This window comes from Bacillus basilensis (genome assembly GCF_050630465.1).
In the GTDB taxonomy this organism is placed as follows: Bacteria; Bacillota; Bacilli; order Bacillales; family Bacillaceae_G; genus Bacillus_A; species Bacillus_A basilensis.
This window is the reverse complement of sequence record NZ_JBNTQO010000007.1, coordinates 61,336-86,324: the sequence shown is the minus strand read 5'-3', so window position 1 is coordinate 86,324 and position 24,989 is coordinate 61,336. Positions and strand designations below refer to the sequence as shown.

Below are 24,989 nucleotides of genomic sequence, written 5' to 3'. Positions count from 1 at the left end.
TAGAATAACACAGCCATAGCTTTAACCTATATAACTAAATTGAAATTTTATGTATTTAAAAGGTAGGAAAGGAATGAAAATTGTGAAATGCAGATTGAAGCAATTACTATAGAGGAGATTTATCAGGAGATATTAGATGGAAAAAGAAATAGATTCCCAAGAAACACTTGGAACTCAGATGAAAACAATGATATGGCTAAAAGAGTAACAAGGTATTTAGTAACAAATATTTTAAAGTGGAACGAAGAAGAGATTAAACTGCATTGGGGTAACGCATTAATTGTGAAGTACCGACTACATGGCTTATTGAAGCTTAAATATGAAAATAGTCCGTATGCGATGATTAATGATGTATATCCGAACCGATTTAAGGAATGGGAATTTAAAATGACACCATTAAATTTTTGGACGAAAGAAAAAGCCTTACAATTATTAAGATGGATAATTGAAGAAGAGGAAAAACTATCTCCACAAAAACTTTTGCAAATTTATGGGCAAAAATGGTTAAGTGAACGGCGACTAAGTGCACCTTTACGGGTGATTTGGGATGGAAGCCCATACGCGATGATTAATGACTTATACCCAAAACGATTTAAAGAATGGGAATTTACTAAGGCGCCTAATAATTTTTGGACGAAAGAAAAGGCGTTACAAGCACTGAAATGGACAATTGAAGAAAAAGAAAAGTTAAATCAGGAACAATTGAAAGATATTTACGAAAAAAAATGGTTAACGCAATTGGGATTAAGAGGGGCCCTACAATTGTATTGGAATGATAGTCCATATGCAATGATCAATGATTTGTATCCAAATAAATTTAAAGAATGGGAATTTACTAAGGCGCCTAATAATTTTTGGACAAAAGAAAAAGCGCTTGATGCATTACGATGGACAATTGAGGAAAAAGAAAAGCTGGCAGATAATCAATTATTACAGAAATATACAATGAATTGGCTGAAAAGGCATAGATTATGGACTCCATTAATAAGATACTGGAATGGTAGTCCATATGCAATGATTAATGATTTATATCCAAATAAATATGAAAAGCATTCATTTAGAGGTTATACAAATAAATATTAATAAATAATTATATATCCTTGTATTCCCTATTTATAGTCATTGTTAGAAATAACTACCTGGACCTGTATCAATATGAAGGAATTGTCATTTTGATAAATTATACTTAGGCTGTATCTTTACTCCAGTTTTATGGCTGCATCCTCCCGTACCAGGATAAATTGATGAAAATATAATAGGAAGTTGAAATACTGTTGAATCTAAAATACGAATACATATAAATTTACCTTAATAGAAATGTGTGATTATTTCCAAAAAGTATAGTAATTAATATGTTTTGATTAGAATTCTCCTATAAAAATAGTTGAAAATGTAAATTTAGTCGAATTTTGAACAAGGTTTTTCAAATTTGTTATTTTGTAGCTTTCTATTCCTTTTATCAAAGGTTTATAAGGAAATATTATTATTATAATATAGTTTTCGATATAAATAAAATTAGTTTTCTATTAATTATTAAAAATAATTTAGAGTTATCGTCACTACATAATAATATTTAGGGTTCTGGTGCAAAGATAAAATAAAAGAGAATATAGCGCATATATTTCGAGCGGAATTGTATTTTATGCTGTTAGCCCAAACAATTGATGGATGAATTCTTTCTGATTTTGGACAGACTGGTCCCGTAAATCAATCTGTTCTTTTTTAATCATATGCATGGCTTCAACACCACTCAATATAGAATTTGCAGTTTTAAATGACTTAAACCCCAACATAGGATGCACACGTTTCTTAATAAAACGATGATCTTGTTCCACTATATTATTGAGATATCTAACTTGTCTTAGCTTTATGCCTTCAGGCATATGTTTTTCTTCTTTCAACGCTTGAATTGCTACAGGATAGGCAGGGTTCTTATCTATTGTTATCACGCGAGGTTTAGAAACGTACGATAAAGTCAGGGCTTTCTTGAAAAAACACTTGGCGGCTTGTTTATCTCTTGATTTACTTAGATAAAAATCAATGGTATTCCCTTCTGAATCAACGGCACGATATAAATACATCCATTGCCCTTTTACTTTAATATAGGTTTCATCGACTCTCCATGAATCATTTGTTGATTTTAGATGATGTCGTACTTTCTCTTCTAGTTGAGGTCCATATTGATGAACCCAGCGCATAATCGTTGTGTGAGCAATGGATAATCCTCTTTCCTCCATCATTTCCACCAGGTTACGGAAGCTCAAATTGTACCTTAGGTACCACCTTACTGTTAATAAGATTAGTTCCGGCTGATAATGCTTCCATTTGAACAAATTTCTCTTTTCCATACCGATCACACACCTTTTTTAGAGTAATACTATCAGTATGTCCAAGTTTAGGAGATTACTGGCAAGAGCTTTAGAGTTTTTGCACCAGAACCGCATTTAGTGTGCTTGATAAGATAGGGTTATTCTGCTGTAAATTTCATAACCAAAACATTCGGGTTCAACAAATAGACTTCCATAAGTGGTACAAAGAAATTGAATTAGATGTAGCATTAAGAAGTTCGTTTAACGCCTTGTATTGGTTAAGTAAGGATTTAGATTTTAAGAATGGCGATATGAGAGTGATTCGGCTATTGCGTAACTGCATTGAACATAGATACATTAGGGTTCTTGAATCATACGATATACCTTTTAGCGAAAAATTAGCAGATAATAGTAAGTATGAGTATATAGTAAGCTATTCAGACTTAGAATGTGCTACTTATGAAACATTAAGGCTTGTAAGAAGAGCCATATTCTATATGGCAAATGGTTTTAATGTGGAATATAACAGAGTTTATTATGGAGATAGTCAGGATGGACTGTATATACCTCTTTTACTCGATACTTATGATGATAGATGGAAAAATTAAAAAAGAAAAAATACGAAAAAACATACTAAAATCGATATGAGGGAGTGGGATCATTTTAATGGTTTTGCTCTTTTTTATTTCCACAATTTTGTAGGGAGATGGGCGATAAGGGGAATGGTCGGCTGAAATCATTTGATATTACTAGCTATGCTATCATTCATAGTTATAATGGTATTGCAATTTAATGCATCACTTTCATTTATCATTAGTACTACCGGTAATTCAATGTGGTAGTGGAAAACAATGAATCAACTATAAAACACCTATCAAAAGGTATAATATTTCAGTGTAGACTTTCTTATCCCAACCAATATCTAAAAGCGGAATTTTAGACTTTCTTGTCTAAATAGTTTAGAGTTTCATGTCTTTTACTGTATAAAGACATAAAACTGGATATTTTTTAAAAAGGAGACACCAAAATGGATACTTTGTGTCTTTTATAGATTATTTTTTCAACTACACTAGCCGGTGAAAAAACATATATATAATTCGAGATTATCTCTGCATTTTATCTTTATACCAGTATGGTATTATCTCCATATAATTATGTTACATTTAGTAGAGATGGAATAGTGAAAAGTTTTTAAATGGTTAAAATATGAAATGAACTATTTCTTTATAAAAATAATAAGAATCGTGGGGAAGATAAAATATGCAAAGAACAATTTTAATTGTAGAAGATGAAGATATTTTGCGTGAAATTATGAAGGATTATCTACTAAACGCAGGATATAAGGTGGTAGAAGCAATTGACGGGAAAAAAGCATTATCTATATTTGAAGAACATGAGGTGCATTTAATTATTCTTGATATAATGTTACCAGAATTAGATGGTTGGTCAGTTTGTCGAAGAATTCGTAAAAAATCTAATGTACCTATTATCATGCTAACGGCTCGAGTGGATGAGGACGATACCTTACTCGGGTTTGAACTGGGAGCGGATGATTATGTTACAAAACCATACAGTCCGCCTATTTTATTAGCAAGAGCAAAACGATTAATTGAAAGTCGCTATTCTTCTGCAGTTAATGTAGCTAATGAAGCTAATAAAGACACCTTGACTAGTAGTGGTATCCATGTGCATTTTCCTTCCCGTACTGTAACTGTAGATGGGGAAGACATAAGTATGACACATACAGAATTTGAAATATTAACGTATTTAATGCAAAATCAAGGGATTGTGATTACGAGAGAACAACTAATCACTAAAATTTGGAGTTATGAATTTGCTGGGGATGATCGTACTGTTAATAGCCATATCCGTAATTTGCGTCATAAATTAGGGCAAAAAGCATCTTGTATTGTAACTGTTGTGAGAACTGGTTATAAATTTGAGGCACAGGTATGAAAAAAGGAATTGTATTAAAGTTATTTATATTAACAACGGCATTATGCTCACTTATTTTATTAACTATTTTTATTGGACAAACTATATTTTTTAAGCAATACTACGCAAATCGAAAAGTTAATGATATTAAAAATAATATTGAATCCTTTGAAAAAGCATATGTAAAAGCTGGAGATGACGCAAAGATAATTCAAGAGTTGGAACAGAAGTTTTATCAAGAGAATGCCACATGGATTACAACGCTAGACAGTGTAGGGAATATAAAATATGCAAATGATTTTTCTTTAGAAATTCAATTGGATCCTAACAAAAATAAGATTTTTTCTGAACGTTTAATTCAAATACCTTTGTATAACTTTGTTAATTTAGATGATATACAACGAATAAAAGATAGTTTAGAACAGGAGAATTACATTATTATTGATGGGGTAAAGGAAGGAGATACAGTAGTCCCCGCGATGTTAACAATAAAAGATAAGAATGTTGCTCTGGAGAACAAGCAACTGTCAGAAAGGTTATATGGTCCAAAAGCCACATCTTCAAAAGAAAATTCACAATTATACTTAGCAGGAAGTATTAAAAACGTGTACTTACCGGAAGGGAATTTAGGAACTAACACTATTTATGGAAATCGTGTGCTTATAGATAGAATAAAACAATTTCAGGTTGATTTAATATTAAATCAACAATCAAATAATCTCACTTCTACAGAAATAATGGATTATGAAGAAAATGATATTAAATATAAATTATTAATCAAACCAACAAAAGGTACAAATGGTAAGACAAACTATATTTTTGCTATGACATCATTGCAACCAGTTAATGAAGCTGTGCAAATGATAGAGGATTATTACGTATATTTAATTATATTTGTATTGATTTTAATCGTTTTAATATCGTTCTATTATTCAAAAAAAATCGCCAAACCACTATTACAAATAAACGATACTACAAAAAAAATTGCAGACTTAGATTTCTCTGAAACAATACCTATTACTACAAAGGATGAAATAGGAGCTTTATCACAAAATATCAATACGCTTTCTAAGGCTTTGCATTCGTATATTAATCAATTACAACAAGATATAGAGAAAGAAAAGCAATTAGAAAATACACGTAAAGAATTCATCGCTGGTGTTTCACATGAGTTAAAAACACCTTTAAGTATTATGAAAAGCTGTATTTCAATTTTGGAGGATGGTGTAGCTAGTAATAAAAAAGATTATTACTTTAAAGCAATGTCAAAAGAAGTAGATAAAATGGATATGCTTATTATTGATATGCTGGAGTTAGCAAAATTCGAGTCTGGTACGTATAAAATGGAAATGGGTGTTTTCCATATTGATGAGATGATTGATTATATATGCGAGCAATTAGCTTCGGATATAACAGCTAAGCAATTACATGTCCATAAACAACTTTCTAAAATTGAGGTAGTTGCCAATCCACATCGAATAGAACAGGTTATAACTAACTTTATTACGAATGCGATTCGTTACACACCAGAACATGAGAATATTATTATTTCTACAATAGAAGAAAATAAACGTGTAAAAGTATGTGTAGAAAACAAAGGGGCTCATATTGCTCTAGAACATTTAGAAAAAATATGGGATCGTTTTTATCGAGGAGATACGTCTCGTCAACGCTCTAAAGGTGGAACAGGATTGGGCCTTGCTATTTCAAAGAATATATTAGAGCTGCATGGCGTAGAATACGGTGTTTCCAATACAGAAGATGGAGTATTATTTTACTTCTACTTAAATAAAAACGTGTAGAATTTTTGTTCTACACGTTTTTATCATTTTTAAACAAAATCGACATTATCTGCATTTTATCTTTATCAGCATTCATTAATATTTTCATTAGAAACTGAATTAAAAGCTGATAAGGAGATAGTTAAAATGAAAAAAAGAGTGACATTGCTTTTATTTATTATATTAATAATAGGTACAGGCTTCGGTTTAATACATGCTAAAGGACATAAAAATATATCAAAAGAAGATTTACGCTTAAGAGGAAAAACAATTGTAATTGATCCGGGGCATGGTGGAGGAGATAGAGGGACGAAAGGAAAGAACTTTGGAACGATTGAAAAAGATCTTAATTTAAAAGTAGCACAAAATATAAAAAAAGAATTAGAAGAAAGAACGGATGCAAAAGTTATATTAACACGTGAAAAAGATACTAGTTTACTTCCAGAAACAAAGCAAAAGAAAGAATTACAGACACGTGTCAAAGTAGCTAAAGAGCAGTCGGCGGATCTTTATATCAGCATTCATCACGATGCTTTTGAGGATACAAATGTAAAAGGAATAACAACTCATTATGGAGTTAATAAAAGAAAAGATAAAAAGTTAGCCAAGATTGTACAAGAAGCTATTTTTGAGCAAAATATAGATACTCGAGATAGAGGTATTCGTAAAAGTGATTTTCTTGTCTTACGAGAAAATCCTGCACCAGCTATCTTAATTGAATTAGGGTTTACGTCTAATAAAAGCGATGAGAAAAGAATGAATTCAGAAGAATTCCAGGAGAAATCAAAAAAAGGTATTGTAGATGGTGTTATTACTTATTTTACCATCTAGCAAAATAAGTAAATTGAAAAATACTATTCTTTCTAAGTCTTAATCAGGAAGAATAGTATTTTTTATTTTGGGTATATGTAAGGTTATTTTTTGATGAATGTTCATTTTTCTAATTTAAGAATTAACTTAAATGTATTAGAGTGATAAATATTTTCCTAAAGAATAAATACACTATATTATTCTTTAACTGATTTCGACATTATCTGCATTTTATCTTTATCTGTTTCTATTAATCTATTTATTGTAAATATCGGTTGAAACTAATAATTCAGTCAAGGATCAGTTTTATAAATAATTAATATGAAAATCAATAGCGAAAGGATTGAAAAATAATGAAAGAATCACAGAATAAGAATAAAGCAAGTGTATTAACTAAAGCAATAATATCTCTAGGAGTTGTTCTAGCAACGACCTTTTTCATGTTCTTTTTAATTGGGAAATGGAACTCTACCCCAGCGAGAGGAGTAGCTAATGAAAGTATTAAACAGGTCAATACGCAACAACAAGAAAAGAAAAATGAAACATCACCGATAAAACAAAAAAGACCTGACGGAAAACCAGTAGGAAAAGTTGTTTATTTAACATTTGATGACGGTCCTAGCACATTAACGGGACAATTTTTAGATGTGCTGAAAGCACAAAATATCAAAGCAACATTTTTTATGCAAGGTAGCAATTTACAAAATACAGGTTTTCAGGAAAATGTAAAACGAGCAGTAAAAGAAAAACATTATATTGGTGCACATAGTATGACACACAATAGTGATAAGTTATATAAAAAAGGACAATTTGTACCAGAGATGAAAGAAACGTTGGCTCTTATTCATGATATTACAGGTACAACTCCTAAGCTAGTTCGTCCACCGTATGGTTCCGCACCAGGATTAAAGAGTGAAGAAATTCGTAATCAAATTGTAGGAGCAGGAATAAAGGTATGGGATTGGACAATAGACTCAAATGATTGGAAATTACAAGATAATCCAACTCAGATTATAGAAAATGTAAAGAAACAGACAACTGAAGATGTAGAAGTTGTTTTAATGCATGAAAAGGCGCAAACATTACAAGCTCTTCCTGAAATTATTAAATTTTATAAAGAGCAAGGTTATGAATTTGGGATATACAATGATGTAGATCATTTTCGTCTAAATTTCCAAAAGGATCAACGTCTATAGTATAAACATAGTTATACTTAAAAATTAATTTTTCTCATTAAAATTCTATCTAATTTTACTAATAAGAGCACTGTAAGAAAGGAAATTTATATGATTAAAAAAATAATTACAATTCCATTGATAGGTATCATTGCCTTGTCAGCTTGCGGAAATCCAGATAGTAAAAAAGATATTGCTAGTCCAATCTCTAAAATAGACTCTTCTTCTCAAACTGTTGAAAAAGAGCACATCTCTTCGTCAAAAATAGATACTTCAACATTTAAATCTATTTTTAAATCAAGTGTATTTTTAGGAGATTCCATTACAGATGGCCTACATGATATTGATGTATTAGACGAAAAAAACATTGTAAGTAGTATAGGGAAATCAATTGGAGATGCCCAAACAGATATAGAGCAAGTAGCTAATCAAAAACCAAAAAATATATTTATCTTACTTGGTTTATGTAATCTTAGTGAAACAAAAGAATCTACAATAATCCAATATTCTCAACTGATTCAAAAAATAAAAGAAAAATTACCTAATACAAAAATAAATATCCTATCAATTACACCAGTTACACCAGAACGTATACAAAAAGAAGAACGTTATAAAAATATTAATGATTTTAACGAAGGATTTAAAATGTTAGCAAAAAAAGAACAAGTGAATTTTATCGACTTGTCTCCGATATTTAAAGATAATCCAGATCTCTATGTTAAGGACGGCATACATTTTAAGCCTGAATTTTATCCAATTTGGTTAGAATATTTAAAAAAGCAGTTAAATTAAATGAAAACATATTTGTATTATTAAATTACTACTTTTAATGTGTGTAAAGTTTATATAAGGTGAATATAAAAAGGAAGTGAACTATATTGCAACTAGCAACAGTTCGCTTCCTTTTTTATTTAAACCAACGCATATTTCCTATCTTAAAATCAACCATTACCAAACCTTTTCATCGATTATTAAATGCATTTTCTTCAATCAAACCTCCTATTCAACCTCAAAAATATAAGTATTAAACTATTCTTCTGTTAAGTTATTTAATAAATCATTTTCAAACTGTGGATTCTTTAAATTATTTCTATCTTATCTGCATTTTATCTTTACCTATAAAGATTAATCTATATTTTGTAAACGAAAGGTTCGTATTGAAATCAAAAATAACATTGCTATATACACCATCGCTTACGCAATAATGAACTGAGAGGAAGATAGAAATGTTAAAGAAAGTATGTGTTTGTCTACTTACGGGGGCCATTGTATTGTCCTCCGCAGCCTGTGTAAATAACGGGACTGAAAAAACATCAAATGAGGTTACTCAAAATGCTACGCATGAAAAAAAATCGAAAGATAGTGCGTATCAACCTATTTTTAAAAATAGTTTATTTTTTGGAGATTCCATTACTGAAGGAATGATTGATCAAGAATTAGTCGACGATCAAAACATTATTGCTGACAAAGGGAAAGTGACGGCCATGGCAATAGAGGAAGATGTTGACAAAATACTAGAAAAAAAACCTGAACATATTTTTATGAGCTTTGGAACGAATGATTTACTGATGCCCATGGATCTCGAAGGAAAACCTATTGAAAATCCAGTCAAGTTCTCAATAGATAACTATTCCAAATTAATACAAAAAATAAAAGAAAAACTTCCCAATGTAAATATACACCTTTTATCTGTTACACCAGTTAAAGATGAGGTATTACAGGAATACCAACAGTATAAGCATATTGATGAATATAACGCGAAACTTAAGGAATTAGCAAAAGCTAAGAAAGCAGAGTACATTAATCTATCTCCAATCTTTGAAAAAAACAAAGATTTACACGATCAAGATGGTGTACATTTTAAAGCTGATTATTACAAGCTTTTACTTGAACAATTAAAGGGTTCTGTTAAGTAGTATCTATACTAAAAATTTACAGTTCTTATGTAAGAACTGTAAATTTTCAAGAAAAAACACAGATAAAACAATTGTAGGAGGTGAAAGAACAATGGTGTTCAGTAGTTTAATTTTTCTTTTCATGTTCTTACCATTAGCACTTATTATTTATTACGTATCACCTAAAGTTCTTCGAAATTTTATATTATTTATCGTCAGTCTTATTTTTTATGCATGGGGTGAGCCGGTGTATATAGTCATTATGATATTCTCTACCATTTTTGACTATGTGAATGGCTTATTTATAGATAAATATAGGGATCGTAAGGGTATTACAAAAGCGATATTTATTAATTCCATAGTAATCAATTTAGGAATACTTGGTTTCTTCAAATATTATGGTTTTGTGGTGGATAATATCAATACGATTTTCGGCTTAAATATTCCGGTCGAGGCCCTTCCTCTTCCAGTGGGAATTTCTTTTTATACTTTTCAAACTATGTCTTATGTAATTGATGTCTATTTAGGGAAAGTACAAGCACAAAAAAACATTGTTTCTTTTGGAACTTATGTAACGATGTTTCCCCAACTTGTTGCAGGACCTATTGTAAAATACAGTGATATTGATAAACAATTACAAGACAGAAAAGTAACACTAGATCGTTTTGGTGAAGGAATGGAATTATTTATTAGAGGACTTGCGTTAAAAGTACTTTTAGCCAATAATATAGGACTTCTTTGGACAAGTGTAAAAGCAACTTCTATATCAGAACTTACAATCCTTACAGCGTGGATTGGGATTATTGCTTTTGCTTTCCAAATTTATTTTGATTTTAGAGGATATTCAGCTATGGCTCAAGGACTCGGTAAAATGTTTGGGTTTGATTTTCCAGACAACTTTAACTATCCCTATATCTCAAAAAGTGTAACCGAGTTTTGGCGTAGATGGCACATATCTTTGGGTTCATGGTTTAGAGAGTATGTATATATTCCTCTCGGCGGAAATCGGACCGGATTAATCAAGCAGCTTAGAAATTTGTTTATCGTTTGGTTCTTAACAGGATTGTGGCATGGAGCGAACTGGAATTTTATTGTTTGGGGATTGTATTTTGGATTATTTGTAACATTAGAAAAGCTATTTCTTTTAAAATGGCTTAAAAAGAGAATGAGCTTTATCGGACATATGTATACACTTATCATTGTTTTAATTGGATGGGTATTTTTTGAATTTGAAAGCTTATCAGTAGCAATGAATTTCATAGGAACAATGTTTGGCTTTAATCAATCTGTTTTGTTAGATAATAAAACTCTATATTATCTAACAACTAATTTCATGCTATTTGTTGTCCTAGCAATATGCTCGACACCATTCCCTAAAAGAGTGTTTGTATATATTAGAGAAAAGTTGAAATTACCAAGTGCCGTTGGAATTCCAGTGTTTTATGTAGTATTAGTAATTCTTTCAACTGCTTATTTAGTGAATGAAACATATAATCCATTCTTATATTTTAGGTTTTAATAATAATCTATAGAACAATGATGTTGTATTTAGTTTGAAAGAGGTGAGTTACTTGAATAGGTATGAAAAAATATACAAATGTACTATGGCAGGATTATTGTCCATCTTTATAGGGGGAATGTTTAGCATAAATTTATTAACTCCTAATAAAATATTTTCAGATACAGAGAATAGAAAGCTAGAGCAGTTACCAAAGTTCTCTTTTCAAAATCTAATAGAAAAAAAGTTCACTTCTAACTACGAAAAATATATTTCTGATCAGTTTGCATTTAGGGACTTTTGGATAGGCGTGAAATCTGATATGGAACTAACAATAGGAAAGAAAGAAAATAATGGCGTGTATATAGGTAAAGATGGTTTTTTGCTTCAAAAATTCAGTAAGCCGGAGGAACAAGAGGTAAAAAGTAAAATAGAAGCAATAAATGATTTTCATATTGCAAATCCTAATGTGAAAATGCAAGTTATGTTAGTACCAACAGCAATTAGTATTTTAGAAGATAAACTCCCAAACTATGTCTCTCATAGTAAGGAGCTTACGTATATTAATAAAGTAAAAAAATCGTTAGATAAGGATATAAACTTTATTGATGTATATCCTATATTGAGTTCTAAAAAGAATGAATATATATACTATAAAACCGATCATCATTGGACCACCAAAGGTGCATATTATGCTTATCAAGAGCTAGGAAAGAATATGGAATTTACACCTAATAAAAAAGATTCATTCAACATAAAAAAAATTACAAATGGCTTTTATGGCTCCCTATATTCAAAAGCAGGCTTTAGAAATATAGATCCTGATAGTATTGAATTATATGAACCAAAGAAAGTTAACAAATATAAAGTAGAGTATATTGATGAAAGAAAGACTTCAACTTCTCTTTATGAAATGGAGAACATTAAGAAAAAAGACAAATATACTGTGTTTTTCAATGGGAATCATCCATTAATAAAAATAAAAACCGATAATACGAATGGAAAAAAATTATTAGTTGTCAAAGATTCTTATGCAAATTCTTTACTGCCTTTTTTACTACCACATTTTAGTGAAATCCATATAGTCGACCTTAGATACTATAAAGATAGTCTAAATATGTTGGTACAGAAAAATAAAATTAATGATATGTTAGTGCTTTATAATGGAAATACTTTCTTTGAAGATTCATCTATAACCGATTTATCCGAATAAAATAATTCAATGAATTTAATATATGCTCTATCTATAAAAATCATTATTCCTGTCTTTAATCAATCTATGTTTATGGTGATATTCATTAAATATGAAGCATTAGGATTCTTGTTTAACTCTAAAAAATTTGAAACAACTAAATGAATAGGAGAATTAAAACTAATGATAAAATTGTTGAAACTTTTTAATAAAAAATTTGTTATTACTATTATTGCTTGTACGATTACTTTAGGATCTTTAAGTGGTTGTTTTGGAAAAAAAGAAAACGTTAATAGTCTATCAGCAACCGAAATAGGAGAGAAAATTGAACATGTTACTAACCTAGAAGAAATGAAGGTAGGGGATAGTAAAAAGCTTCAAAAGCTATATAACATAAATACTGATGAAGTCGAAAGCTTTGTGTTATATACTGCTCCTACGAATATTAAAGCTGATGAAATTGCTGTGATTAAAGTAAAAGATAAAAAAAATGTAGAAAACATTAAAAATAAAATTTCAAATAGGGTCGAAAAGAAATCAAAAAGCTTTAAAGACTACCTTCCAAACGAATATTTCTTAATAGAAAAACACGTCTTGAAAACAAAAGATAACTATATTTTGTTAGCCATATCAAAGGATGCTGATAAAGCAGAAAAAACATTTGATGAAATTTTTAAGTAATCCAAATCTAAATCAATAACTAAGTCCAAAGCTGATTTTCTATACGATAAAGAAATCAGCTTTTAATTTTAAAAATTTTTATTAACAAAGGAAAATGGATTCCTTATTTTCTATAAAGTGTATTTCTTGTTCTTAAACAACGATAGGGATAGAAGTATCTACTTTCTTGTCTAAAAAGTATCCATTTTCATGTCTTTCTACATTTACAGCAAAAGGGGAGGCACAAAAACTTTCACTATAAATTTTATCTTCGCGTTAAATACTTATTTAACGTAAACAATAATTTTAGGAATTTAAAACTGTTATTTAATATCCTATTAAGAGAGAGTTTAAATTCTAATTAAAGTAGAATTTAAACTCTATATTTTTTATATAATAAATTTCGAAATTAAGTAAATTTATCATAGATTTTAAATCCTCTCTCTTATCAAGAAAAATAATAAAGGTTCAGCAATGCAAAATTGCTGAACCTTTATTATTTATTCTTTCCTATTCTTCCTAGACTATCTTTAATAGTTGTTTCCCCAAGTTGAGTGTATAACAAAGCTGTATCTTGACTGGTATGCCCAAGTTGCTGCATTACTTGTAATGAATCTTTTTCTTCCATATATAATTTATTTGCCAATGTATGTCTTAATTTATGAGGAGACATTCTTTTTCCATAGGCCTTAGTATATTTTTCTACTATATCTTGGATAGCTCTAACTGAAAGAGGTTGTGCAGTATGTTTATATTTCGATAAAAACACATTTTTCAATTCTTTCCCTGGAGCATATTTGTTATCTCTGATTTCCATATACTTTTCAAGATCATTCAATGCAATGGGGGTAATCCATACAGAATCTTCTTTGTTTCCTTTTCGGATTACATCAATCAGTCTTTCTTTTAAGTTTATATCTTCCATACGAAGATCGGCCAATTCACTTACTCGAATACCACTACCAAGAAAGAGGGAGAGGATAGCTACATCACGATCTTTGTCTCTTAGGAAATAGAACAACTGATGTTTTGTTAAAGATTTTTCATGTTCATATTTAACGTAATTCAAAAATTCTTGATCGTCATCATTATGGAATATTTTAGATCTCATACGCTTTGCACGAGCATTTAATGTTTCTTTATCCTTATGTATTTCTATTTTAGCCATTACATTTCTATAAAAATAACATTCTCCATCTTCATTCTCTGATAGAGAGGTAAGGTACTTAAATAAGGACTTTAAGGCCGAAATTTTTCTGTTAACAGAGGAATTCTGCATGTTTTGTTGTAATTTTAAGAATCTCATAAAGTTCTCAACATCTTTTTTCTTTAAATTCTCCAGATCAGAGAAGGATATGTCTTTAATAGGTTTTAATTCAATAATTTGTTCGGATAATAACCAATTAAAGAAGACTCTAAAATCATATACATAATTCAGTAGGGTGGAGGGAGAGGCATCATGCAATTCTTTGTATTCCACAAATTCTTCTATGTAAAAGGGCATTTCATTTAGATTCTCGTATAATTTTTTACGATGTACGGATTTTTGACGTTGCTTGCTGTAATCCATAAAAATCACCTCATATATACTATAACAGAAAAAATGTGCGAACACAAGTTCGCGTAAAATTCAATTTTTACACAAACTTATTTACATAATTAAATTATGAGATGCTAAAAATACTCAATAGTGAATGGAATAATGTATTTACTCAAGTAAAAATTATAGATAATTAAGCGAGAAATTTGTATTTGACCATAAAAATTAGTGCAAAAACTAGATATAAATGTATGGAAAATAAAACAAATTTGCTATAAAAATTCATACAAAAGATTAATACATGAATATAGTTTAAAAGTCTTTATAAAAATATAAATTGGTTTATATAAACATAATTATGGGGGGTTAATTAGATCAACGTGAGAAAAAATCTTATAAAGTAAAATGTAATTTGCTATAAAAATTAGTAATGAGTTATTCATAATTTAATAATTTCTATATAAAACATGAATTATATTAATACATAACAATATACGGATACTCATGTTACTGAGCTCGAAATCCCTAAATACTGTATTAGATTTTTATTTATCCATCTTATTGTTCGTAAAATTGGTATTTCGTGCGAACTTGTTATTTGTTTTTTTAGATTAAATAATCACACCCTTCTATTTACAAACTTCACTGTATTCATTTTGTAAAAATTTAAACACTCCATAATGTTCTATTATTAACTAATGGCTTGGAGTGTTTACTATATCAGTACATTTTTATAACTTAAGCTTATCACTTAACCTTTCCTAGTATTATTCATACGTTAATTTTGAAAAGCTCATTATTTGCACAAAAAGTTTATTTCAGAAACAACCAACTTTTTTTTAAAAATACCCTATAGAATAATCTATTCTATAGGGTATTTTTTCATATGAATTCTCTTATCTCATATTGATTCTGCCTTATACGAAAGAAAAAACATTTATATAGTATAAATTCTTTTTTATTAAGATATTTTATTAAAGATCGCCATTAGTTCTAACTAGTTTGTCTTCAGCGATTCTAACCATTGAACCATTTGCAACTTCATTTCTTATGTGACTACTATATTGATTAATGCTCCATGAATAATTGTTATAAGCAATCATTCTACCAACTTCATTATTATACAGGTCCATTTCCTTATCAACGCCACTAGAATATTGCTCATGGGCATCTGTCCAAACTTTTGCTCTTGCAACACCCACATCACGACCTTTAATAGCACCTAATTCTTTAGAAAGGACTGCATTCCAAAAAGAGTGCCTAAAAGCATCACCATTTCCTTGATAAAGTGTTGAGTTGCTGTAGTATTTCTCTGAAGTTGTTTTCGCTAAAACGGAGCAAGCCCCATAAGTTACAAATTCGAATGGATTTTTCTTGGCCAAATCAACTTCAGCATCAGTTAATGTTCCAAATCCAGGTATTTGAAATGAATATGCGGAGCGAAGTGATACTGATTGATTACTTTTAATCTTTTCAGCTACAATTCGATTTAGTTCGTCTTCGGATTTGCTGACAGTAATGTTTTTCACTTCTTGATATATAGCATTTAAAGTAGATAGATTAATTGATTTAACTTCCTTATCAGTCAGAAATTCATTACTTTCTTTGGCATCAATATAATTCAATACTCGTCCTTCTGTAGGTTTGTTAGACGAAATTGATTGTACTTGAGTAATATCCCCTTCATCTGCATAAGAATTACTTGGTAGAATCCCTGCACCTAATAATCCCATAGTTAATGCCGTGACTCCTAAACGTTTTAAGCTTTGATTTTTTCTCATATTATCCCCAAAACCTTCCTTACATTCAGATTCATATAAATTCTAATAATGACCTGAAAATATTAATATTTTTATGTAAAACTTTATTTAAAAAGTTACACATTTAAGCAAGAAAAAAATAAAAGAATTATACATTTCGAGGAATCCTTTCATTCTTATATCTTATTTTAACATTTATACAACTTGTTTCCAAATGTAATTTTGTAATTTTTAAAATATTGAAGATAAATAGGATTTCTATAACAACTTTTAGAACTTTTCTTTATTTTTGATGTGCATATGCTATAGAAAACAATTTCAAATGGAATTTCCCAGTTTCCTAGTCTTATTGTTGTTTCACAATTCTATTCAAAGTGTTAAATCGTGCAACGATTAATAAAAAACCCCTAATTATCCCACCCAAACATCTTTAACATAATAATGCTCTTCTTCTAATCTTTGTAGCCATGCACGTGCTTCTGACTCACTCACATTGTAAATATCAGAGTAACTTTTTATAAGCGTATTTTCTACATCAGGCGCCATCTTTCGTCCATCACCGCATATATAGATGTGAGCACCTTGATTAAGTAAATTAATCACCTTTTCAGCAGCTTGTTTTATTAAGTGTTGAACGTATATTTTCTGCTGATTGTTCATTCGAGAAAAAGCTGTGTGCAGAACCACGATTCCTTCTTTCTATGTTTGCTCAAGTTCTTTTTAATATAGGTAATCTTCTTTAGGTGAACGACACCCAAAACAGGGATGCGCTTCACCTAAAGATTCACCATTAATTTTCATTGACTTTCGAGCTTGCAGAAAATCTCTAAACGGGGCAATTTCTGTTCCTGGCCCCACCATAATAATCGGGGTTTTTGGATTTTTCGGAAGTTTGAAGCCAGCCTGTGAATTTGAAATTAAACATGTAATCGAATCACCTTCTTTAAGCTGGGCTAAATAGGTAGAAGCAATACCTTTGTACGTTCCTTTCCCACTCCATGCATTGTCTGCAACAACACTAACTGTAATACTTACTTTTTTATCCTTAAATCTCGACGAAGAAGAAATCGAATAATAACATGGACGCAATGCAGGAAGTAATTCTATAAAATTACTAAATTCCATTTCACATAGATGTTCATATAATTCTTCAGCGACTAATTAATCATTAAGGAGACTATCTCTATGCACAAGCAAGAAGATAGTCTTTTTTGAGAAAATTAAGTAACTGAGAAATAACGAAAAAACAAACTGTCACTGCAATTGGGATTATTTCCTCTCGTGCAGATTTTACCTCTGATACGCTAAGCTAATTTAAAAGTACCCGGCATTTACGGTCCAGCATAAGAGAAATGAACTACTTTAGGTATGAAAGCACCAAAGTACAATTTCAATTATGATTTAGATTTAAATAATGAGCTCTGAGACACTACTCTTCTTCTAAAATAGCGTAATAATATTCATCCCACCATTCTTTTCCATGCGGTATACACTTCCTGAAATAGCCCTCTCTTCTCACTCCAATTTTCTCCATCAATCGATATTAAGGAGTATTTCGTGGCTGACATGTATCTATAATTCTATGTAATCTCATTTCCTTAAACCCATATTTCAATGTAGCTTGTGCTGCTTCAGAAGCATATCCTTTATTATAATATTTAGGATTGAATATCCAACGGATCTCATAAGTATGATCAGTTGGATTTGTTTTCTACAATTCATCTTAGTTTTAAAAACCTTACAACAGAACCAATACAATTGTAATCTAATCATCACTCCTCGATTCATAACCTTGCAATTCCTTAATAAAGCGCTCAAACCCCACTCTTCCCTCTTTATTCACCTTATAAACACCAGCATCTTCTAAGACACGTTCAAATTTCTTTGCAACTTCAGTTTGAAGAAATCTTTGGATGTTTGCCTTTGTATATCCACCTTGTTTTTTTAATTCATCTGCCCATTTTTGATGGATTTCTGAAACGTATTTCCCCTTATCTAACAAGTACAGCTCAATTTCATGAAGTTCCTTAATCAAACGTGGCGGGAGAATCGCAAGTCCCATGACTTCAATAAGTCCGATATTTTCTTTCTTAATATGCTGTACATCTTGATGTGGATGAAAAATTCCATCAGGATATTCTTCACTCACATTATTATCACGAAGTACAAGATCAATTTCATATTTCTCTTCACGGCGCCTTACAATTGGTGTAATCGTATGATGTCTTGTTCCATCTTTTGATTGTGCACAAATTTGTAAGGATTCATCCGAATAATTCTTCCAACTTTCATGGATATAGGTACTGGCATTAATGAGTTCTTCTTTATTTAGGGAAGAGAGACGAATCACACTCATTGGCCAGTTGACAATACCACAAGAAGTATTTGGATAAGCAGGTAATTCGAATGTTTTAAGAACGTTCGCCTTTGCCATTGGAAAGATATGGCGTCCGGCTTGATAATGATCATGGCTTAAGATAGAACCTCCTACAATAGGTAAATCCGCATTTGAACCAATGAAGTAATGTGGCATTGTTTCTACAAAACTGAACAAACGAGAAAATGTCTCACGAGAAATTTTCATTGGACGATGCTTTTTAGATAATACGATGGAGTGTTCGTTAAAGTATGCATATGGTGAATATTGAAACCCCCACTCTTCTCCATCTAGCTCAATATCAATGATTCGGTGATTACTTCTACCTGGATGGTTCAAACGACCGAAATACCCTTCATTTTCAATACAAAGTAAACATTTTGGATAATTACTCGTCGATATATTTCTAGCTGCCATGATCTCTTTAGGGTCTTTCTCTGGCTTGGATAAATTAATGGTAATCTCCAGTTCGCCATATTTTGATTCTGCTACGTATTGTATATTTTTTTCAATTGCACGTGTCTTTATGTAATCATTTCGTTTACTAAGTTCAAAGAAATAATCCGTTGCTTGTTTAGGACTTTTAAGATATGCCTTCTGAAAATTCGCATTAACTTTAGATGGAAGTGGTGTAATTACATCCATTAAAAGCGCTTCAAACATATCACGATTAACTTGATTTTGAGAGATACTTAGATTTTCCATCGCAATACCTAAAAGCGTATTTAACAGCACATGTGGGTTCGTTTCGACTACGCTAGTAATCTCACCCATGTCCGATTCTCCAATCAAACGTAATAGTTGATTGTGGGTATAAATTCGATCAACTTCCTCAATAGCTCCATTATTAATTGCAAGTGTAGTAAAATCATATATTGCTTGGCTTGTTTTCATCTTTTTCACCCCATTCATCATCCAATTACAGTAGTTCCACTACCAATGTGTGCTACATAAAAGTCAGGTGCATATCCTATAACTTTAAGATATTCATCATAAACCTTGTTTTTAAAAGCATGGATTTCACTTTCTTTTACTAATGCGATGGCACATCCACCAAATCCAGCCCCAGTCATACGTGCCCCAAGAACCCCCTCTTGTTTTTGAGCAGCGGCTACCAATGTATCTAATTCCAGCCCAGTAACTTCATAATCATCTCTTAAAGATGCATGAGAAGCGTTCAATAGCTTTCCGAATTCTTCTAAATCATTTACAATAAGAGCTTCTTTTGCTTTTTTTGTGCGCTCATTTTCATAAACTGCATGCTTAGCGCGTTTAATTAAGATTTCATCCCCTATAAGAATTTGATTTGCATCAAATTCTGCTTTGCTTAGTTCTCCAAGTGCCTTGATTTCTAACTTTGTTTGGAGACATGCGAGTGCTTCTTCACATTCAGCACGGCGTTCATTATATTTTGAATCTGCTAGTTCACGGCGCTTATTAGTATTCATAATTACAATAGCATAGGCATTCAAAACCACTGGTACCATTTCATACTCTAACGTATTGGTATCTAGGAGAATTGCTTTGTCTTCTTGACCAAATCCAATGGCAAACTGATCCATGATGCCAGAGTTCACGCCAATAAATTCATTCTCAACTGTTTTACCCATTTTCACTAATTCAAGTCGCGTCACATCTAATTTGAACAGGTCTTCTAATACTACGCCTACAAGTAATTCAAGTGAAGCACTACTTGAAAGACCCGCTCCATTTGGAATCGTCCCTTCAACTAATAATTCAAAACCAGAGTCTATTTTATGACCAGCTTCTTTCAACGTTAAAAGAATCCCTTTTACATAATTTGCCCAATTGTCATTTTTATCGTAATTTAGTTCTTTCACGGTAAACTCAATCACTCCAAGTTTCTCAAAGTTCGTGGAATAAACTAATACTCTCTCATCCTCACGACGCCTAGCCACTCCATAAGTCCCATATGTAATAGAAGCTGGGAATACATATCCACCATTGTAGTCTGTATGTTCCCCGATTAAGTTGATACGTCCTGGAGAAAAATATTGAGTTGTTTCTTGATTTCCAAATATCTCAGCAAATTTTAAAGCCAGCTCACGTTTCTTTTCCATAAATATAAACCTCCCTGTTGCATTCGTTTTAAATATAGAAATCATCCCGTTATTCATTCGACTACTTCTAACAGTTCAACATTATTTCTAGACACTACATCGTATTTTAAGTAAGTTGCGATAGCGGTATCTAATCCTTCTATACATGAGACTATCAAAAATATGCTCTCAAATAATATGAAATTCTGTCACCGTTTGATAAGTTGAATTCGCCCTAAGTACCATATCTCCAAAACCAGAAAACTGTTCAGCCCCTGGACAAACCTGTGTTTCAAAAGTAATTCCTCCATGATTTGCAAGTTGCTTACCATGCATAAGCGGTGTATTTTCACCGAAATTTGCTGTAAAGATGACGACGCTGGGTTCTTTTGTGGCTACTTCAATAGAAACCACTTCATCCGGGCTAGTGAGTTTTACTGAACTATGTGATAGTTCGGGTCGATTCAAGAAGAATGGATGATCAATTCCATCCACTAATTCCTTTTGAACAAAATTACTACTGAAGGTTTCTTTGAGTTTCACTGGCTTTCTAAAATCAAATGCAGTCCCTTCTACAGGTAACTTCACACCAATTGGAACACTTTCCAAATCTAATGGTGCAAATTGATCACTATCCACCCACAATGTGTGTTCATTTACGGGTTGTGCTACATCACCAGTTAAGTTGAAATATACGTGATTTGTTGGATTGAATAATGTATCTTTGTCACTTGTTGCTCTAGTTTCCACTTTCCAAACATTGGTGTTAGTCAATGTATAACATATCTCAATATCAAGGTTCCCCGGAAAACCATTTTCACCATGTGGACTCACCATATGAAATATCACTGAGGCCTCATCATTATTCTCGACAACACAATATTGCCACTTTTTACTTTCAAACCCTGGGGTACCACCATGTAAAGTGTTCCCAGTTTTCTCATCAACTTGTACTTTATAGATTTCCCCATCGATTTGAAAAGTTCCATTTCGAATTCGTCCAGCTACACGTCCGATTGAGGCACCAATATATAAATCCTTTTCAAGGTATTCCTTTGCTGTATCAAAACCAAGTATAAGCTCACGTAAACCATGTGTTGTTGGTACCTTTAAACTTGTAATACGAGCTCCTAGATCGGAAACTGTCAATTGAAGGCCGTTCAGATTGGTAATAGTGATACTCGTATAACCAGCACCGAAATCTTTTGTTGTAATGTTCATTTTAGATATCCCCTACTCCTTTATTTAGAATGAGCATGAGCATGTACAGTACTAGAATTAAAACCTTCTGCTGCTTTCTCACCATGATTTAGCCTTGCTTCTAATTCTTTGACAATTTGTACATGTTTTTTCTCTGTCAATGTGATCTTCCATGCGAAAATTATAGCGGAAAATATCATGAGTACTGCTGGAAGATAAAACGCATAAAGATGGAATGTCGAAACACCATTAGCAGTAATATCTGCTGCTGTAGCATTGCCAGTCATCCCAGAAGCAACAGCTACAAACCCAACGATTCCGTTTGATAAAGCTCCCGCAATTTTATCGAGTAATGGACGAATTGATAGTGTCACAGCTTCATTACGAGTACCATTTTTCCATTGTCCATATTCAACTGAGTCAGTAATAGTCATTAAAGCGGAAAGGAAAATTAGCTGCTGAGGAAAATAGAAGAGCACCAATCCCACAATGACTACCAGTAAACTTGTTCCAGCTAAAGTGAAACATACGTATGCAAGAAGCATCATTACAATTCCGCCAATATATACAAACCTTCTTGAAATTAACTTCGTGAGTGTTGGAAAAAGCGGAACAGCAATTACACCTAGTACAGCTGCAATTAATCCCACAATCCAGAACTCACCTGAATTTCCTAAAATATATTTGAAATAGAAGAATAACACGGCAGTAGTTGCAACATTCGCAATGGCATATGCAATATATGATAATGCTAACCACATCAACTGATCGTTTTTCGCAACAGCTTTAAAAATATCTTTAAGGGTTGCTTTTTCTTGTTGCTGACGAATTACACTTTCATTTTCTTTTGTGCCAAATGCTGCAATAATGGCTGTCCCTCCAGAAATGACAGCTGCAATTACGCCGAACCAAAACCAACCAGAAGCGCCTTGAGAATGTTCGCCAGTCATCAAGAAAGTAAAGAAGGTGACGATTGGTACAACTGCGAGTGTAGTCCCATTCGCACCAAGTGATGAGCCAAGTCGTGCAAATGTTGCTAATTTTTCTCGTTCCTTGGTTTTAGTGCTTAACGCTGGAATCATCGACCAAAAAGCAATATCCTTAAATGAATAAAAACTATCGAGTAAGATATAAACAATTGCAAACAATATGATGAATAACGTAGTATTATGAATTGCAAGACCAAAGAAATTAGTAAATATGCATACAAGAAGAATTGAACTAACTAAGCCACCAACTACTAACCAAGGCTTAAACTTCCCGAATCTCGTTTTTGTATTATCAATTATCCCTCCAATAATCGGATCAAAAATAATTTCTACCAATCGGATTACTACGATTAAACTTGTAACAATCCCAATCATTCTTCCAGCCGTTGCTTTATCAGCTCCAGTGAACATCGCACTTGTAACAAAGACCATAAAATAGGTGCTCAAAGTTACATAAAATATGTCATGACCAAATGCACCTAAAGCATAGGAAACACGTTGTTTTAATTTTTTATCCATTTCCATTCCCCTTTTGTGAAATTCCCCTCCACTTAGTTTTAATAAAAGAGAGAAAACGTTTTCAATGTTGTCCATAAAAAATGAAGAATTACATTAACCTTTCTATGGTTTTCTTTTTCATGTATAGTTTAACAAGAAAGCGTTTTCTGTTTTATATCATTTTGTGACCTTGATTTAACCTTTTGTTGCGTTTCCTGCTTCAAAAGGCATATTGGTTATAGTAATCTCGAAGAAGGGAGAAGCACATGGAACAAGCAGTATTTAAAAAAAAAGAACACCACCACTTCTCGAGCGAACTTTATTTTGATTTTTGCGGTTTTTCAAAAACACTACCTTTTCATGCATTTGGTCCTACTGTACGTAACAGCTACATTATTCATGTCGTGCTAGATGGAAAAGGGAAGTACTATGTAAAAGATAAAAAATATACATTAAAGCAAGGTGATCTTTTTCTTATTCCTCCAGGAGAGTCTACCTTTTATCGTTCAGACGCAGAGGAACCATGGTTGTATGCATGGCTTTCTTTTGGTGGGAAGGTTGCAGAAGAAATTATTAATTTTTCAAATTTTAAAGGTGATAACTACGCTGTTACCTCAACTAATATTCAACAATATTTGGAGATTATCTTGGAGTGTATGAATTGCTCCGACAGTACATTAGAAGATGAATTAAAGTTGAATGAGCTAACCTATCGTTTTTTAAGATTATTTCTTACAGATGTTAGTTCACTCTCACCAGGAGTAAAACAAAAATTTTCACGACTCGCAATAGAAGCCATGATATATATTGGAGAGCATTATATAGAGGAGATTACCGTAAGTGATGTAGCAAACCATCTTGCGGTCAATAGAAGCCATCTTTCTCGGGTATTTCAAAATCATTTTGGGATGAGCATGAAAGACTGGATTATAAGGATGCGTATTAATCACGCAGCATATTTACTTTCAATGACTAATGAATCGGTAGAAAATATATCTTATCAGGTTGGTTTTCATAGTTTAGCAGCCTTTAGCCGTATATTTAAAAAAGTGACTAAGGAAACTCCTACGCACTACCGAAAACGTATGTCAAAAGATAATTTCCAATCAACCTCTTTATCAAGCTTGAAGTTATTACTTGATAAACAAGATATTATTTCACGAGCCACCTAGGAAAATTGAAAATAAATTTTTTAAAATCCAAAACAAGATACGTATTTTGTAAACTGTTACTCATTAAATATTCAAGATATATTTCCGTGTATATTTTGCTATCATTTAGTCTTGCACCAGAATCATTAGTTGCGAGCA

20 protein-coding genes and 2 pseudogenes are annotated in these 24,989 nt (G+C 31.7%); 12 read left to right on the top strand and 10 right to left on the bottom strand.

Annotated elements, in window-relative coordinates:
* Window positions 1–87 precede the first annotated feature (87 nt).
* Window positions 88–1,083, top strand: coding sequence for a DUF4046 domain-containing protein (locus tag ACQVV1_RS15905; protein ID WP_431169101.1), 996 nt, complete (start codon window positions 88–90; stop codon window positions 1,081–1,083).
* Between the two features lie 557 nt (window positions 1,084–1,640).
* On the opposite strand, the gene ACQVV1_RS15900 is transcribed toward ACQVV1_RS15905, so the two are convergent.
* Entirely contained in the window at window positions 1,641–2,348 is a 708-nt protein-coding gene (locus ACQVV1_RS15900; protein ID WP_431169100.1) for an IS6 family transposase, read from the bottom strand.
* A 95-nt stretch (window positions 2,349–2,443) separates the two neighbouring features.
* Between ACQVV1_RS15900 and ACQVV1_RS15895 the strand changes: the two are divergent.
* The 10 genes and pseudogenes from ACQVV1_RS15895 to ACQVV1_RS15850 form a co-directional block, all read left to right on the top strand.
* Window positions 2,444–2,917 (top strand): annotated as a pseudogene (locus tag ACQVV1_RS15895) (LA2681 family HEPN domain-containing protein); the annotation flags it as partial.
* A gap of 652 nt (window positions 2,918–3,569) precedes the next feature.
* A complete protein-coding gene (locus ACQVV1_RS15890; protein WP_431169099.1) occupies window positions 3,570–4,265 on the top strand; it encodes a response regulator transcription factor in 696 nt (231 codons plus the stop codon).
* Complete coding sequence (locus ACQVV1_RS15885; protein WP_431169098.1) at window positions 4,262–6,046, top strand: sensor histidine kinase; 1,785 nt, start codon at window positions 4,262–4,264, stop codon at window positions 6,044–6,046. The genes ACQVV1_RS15890 and ACQVV1_RS15885 overlap by 4 nt, the downstream gene beginning before the upstream one ends.
* 126 nt (window positions 6,047–6,172) lie before the next feature.
* A complete protein-coding gene (locus tag ACQVV1_RS15880; RefSeq protein ID WP_431169097.1) occupies window positions 6,173–6,856 on the top strand; it encodes an N-acetylmuramoyl-L-alanine amidase family protein in 684 nt (227 codons plus the stop codon).
* Window positions 6,857–7,188: 332 nt separating this feature from the next.
* Complete coding sequence (locus tag ACQVV1_RS15875; protein ID WP_431169096.1) at window positions 7,189–8,031, top strand: polysaccharide deacetylase family protein; 843 nt, start codon at window positions 7,189–7,191, stop codon at window positions 8,029–8,031.
* Between the two features lie 90 nt (window positions 8,032–8,121).
* A complete protein-coding gene (locus tag ACQVV1_RS15870; protein WP_431169095.1) occupies window positions 8,122–8,802 on the top strand; it encodes a GDSL-type esterase/lipase family protein in 681 nt (226 codons plus the stop codon).
* 434 nt (window positions 8,803–9,236) lie between these two features.
* Window positions 9,237–9,926 carry a GDSL-type esterase/lipase family protein gene (locus ACQVV1_RS15865; RefSeq protein ID WP_431169094.1) on the top strand — a complete coding sequence of 230 codons (690 nt, stop codon included), beginning with the start codon at window positions 9,237–9,239 and terminating at the stop codon, window positions 9,924–9,926.
* Between the two features lie 91 nt (window positions 9,927–10,017).
* Complete coding sequence (locus ACQVV1_RS15860; protein ID WP_431169093.1) at window positions 10,018–11,424, top strand: MBOAT family O-acyltransferase; 1,407 nt, start codon at window positions 10,018–10,020, stop codon at window positions 11,422–11,424.
* Window positions 11,425–11,476: 52 nt separating this feature from the next.
* Entirely contained in the window at window positions 11,477–12,616 is a 1,140-nt protein-coding gene (locus ACQVV1_RS15855; RefSeq protein ID WP_431169092.1) for a DHHW family protein, read from the top strand.
* Between the two features lie 162 nt (window positions 12,617–12,778).
* Window positions 12,779–13,276, top strand: coding sequence for a DUF4358 domain-containing protein (locus ACQVV1_RS15850; RefSeq protein WP_431169091.1), 498 nt, complete (start codon window positions 12,779–12,781; stop codon window positions 13,274–13,276).
* A 475-nt stretch (window positions 13,277–13,751) separates the two neighbouring features.
* Here the strand turns inward: ACQVV1_RS15850 and xerS are convergent, their stop codons facing one another.
* From xerS to ACQVV1_RS15805, 9 genes and pseudogenes are all read right to left on the bottom strand, one after another.
* Entirely contained in the window at window positions 13,752–14,825 is a 1,074-nt protein-coding gene (gene xerS / locus ACQVV1_RS15845) for a tyrosine recombinase XerS (protein ID WP_061401921.1), read from the bottom strand.
* A gap of 944 nt (window positions 14,826–15,769) precedes the next feature.
* The gene (locus tag ACQVV1_RS15840; RefSeq protein ID WP_431169090.1) at window positions 15,770–16,576 is read right to left on the bottom strand and encodes a DUF6973 domain-containing protein; all 807 of its coding nucleotides are present in this window, start codon (window positions 16,574–16,576) and stop codon (window positions 15,770–15,772) included.
* A 390-nt stretch (window positions 16,577–16,966) separates the two neighbouring features.
* Window positions 16,967–17,242, bottom strand: coding sequence for a hypothetical protein (locus tag ACQVV1_RS15835; protein ID WP_252209353.1), 276 nt, complete (start codon window positions 17,240–17,242; stop codon window positions 16,967–16,969).
* A 33-nt stretch (window positions 17,243–17,275) separates the two neighbouring features.
* Window positions 17,276–17,680: a ferredoxin reductase domain-containing protein gene (locus ACQVV1_RS15830; RefSeq protein ID WP_431169089.1), complete on the bottom strand. Its 405-nt coding sequence runs from the start codon at window positions 17,678–17,680 to the stop codon at window positions 17,276–17,278.
* A gap of 304 nt (window positions 17,681–17,984) precedes the next feature.
* Window positions 17,985–18,251, bottom strand: a pseudogene (locus tag ACQVV1_RS15825) (GNAT family N-acetyltransferase); the annotation flags it as partial.
* A gap of 69 nt (window positions 18,252–18,320) precedes the next feature.
* A complete protein-coding gene (galT, locus tag ACQVV1_RS15820; RefSeq protein WP_431169088.1) occupies window positions 18,321–19,847 on the bottom strand; it encodes a UDP-glucose--hexose-1-phosphate uridylyltransferase in 1,527 nt (508 codons plus the stop codon).
* Window positions 19,844–21,013 (bottom strand): galactokinase, encoded by a 1,170-nt coding sequence (locus ACQVV1_RS15815; RefSeq protein ID WP_431169087.1) that lies wholly within the window; start codon window positions 21,011–21,013, stop codon window positions 19,844–19,846. Before ACQVV1_RS15815 ends, galT begins: the two co-directional genes overlap by 4 nt.
* Before the next feature lie 168 nt (window positions 21,014–21,181).
* Window positions 21,182–22,213: a galactose-1-epimerase gene (locus ACQVV1_RS15810; protein ID WP_431169086.1), complete on the bottom strand. Its 1,032-nt coding sequence runs from the start codon at window positions 22,211–22,213 to the stop codon at window positions 21,182–21,184.
* Window positions 22,214–22,233: 20 nt separating this feature from the next.
* Window positions 22,234–23,700, bottom strand: coding sequence for a glycoside-pentoside-hexuronide (GPH):cation symporter (locus tag ACQVV1_RS15805; protein ID WP_431169085.1), 1,467 nt, complete (start codon window positions 23,698–23,700; stop codon window positions 22,234–22,236).
* Between the two features lie 245 nt (window positions 23,701–23,945).
* On the opposite strand from ACQVV1_RS15805, the gene ACQVV1_RS15800 reads away from it, so the two are divergent.
* Entirely contained in the window at window positions 23,946–24,851 is a 906-nt protein-coding gene (locus tag ACQVV1_RS15800; RefSeq protein WP_431169084.1) for an AraC family transcriptional regulator, read from the top strand.
* Window positions 24,852–24,989: the final 138 nt, after the last annotated feature.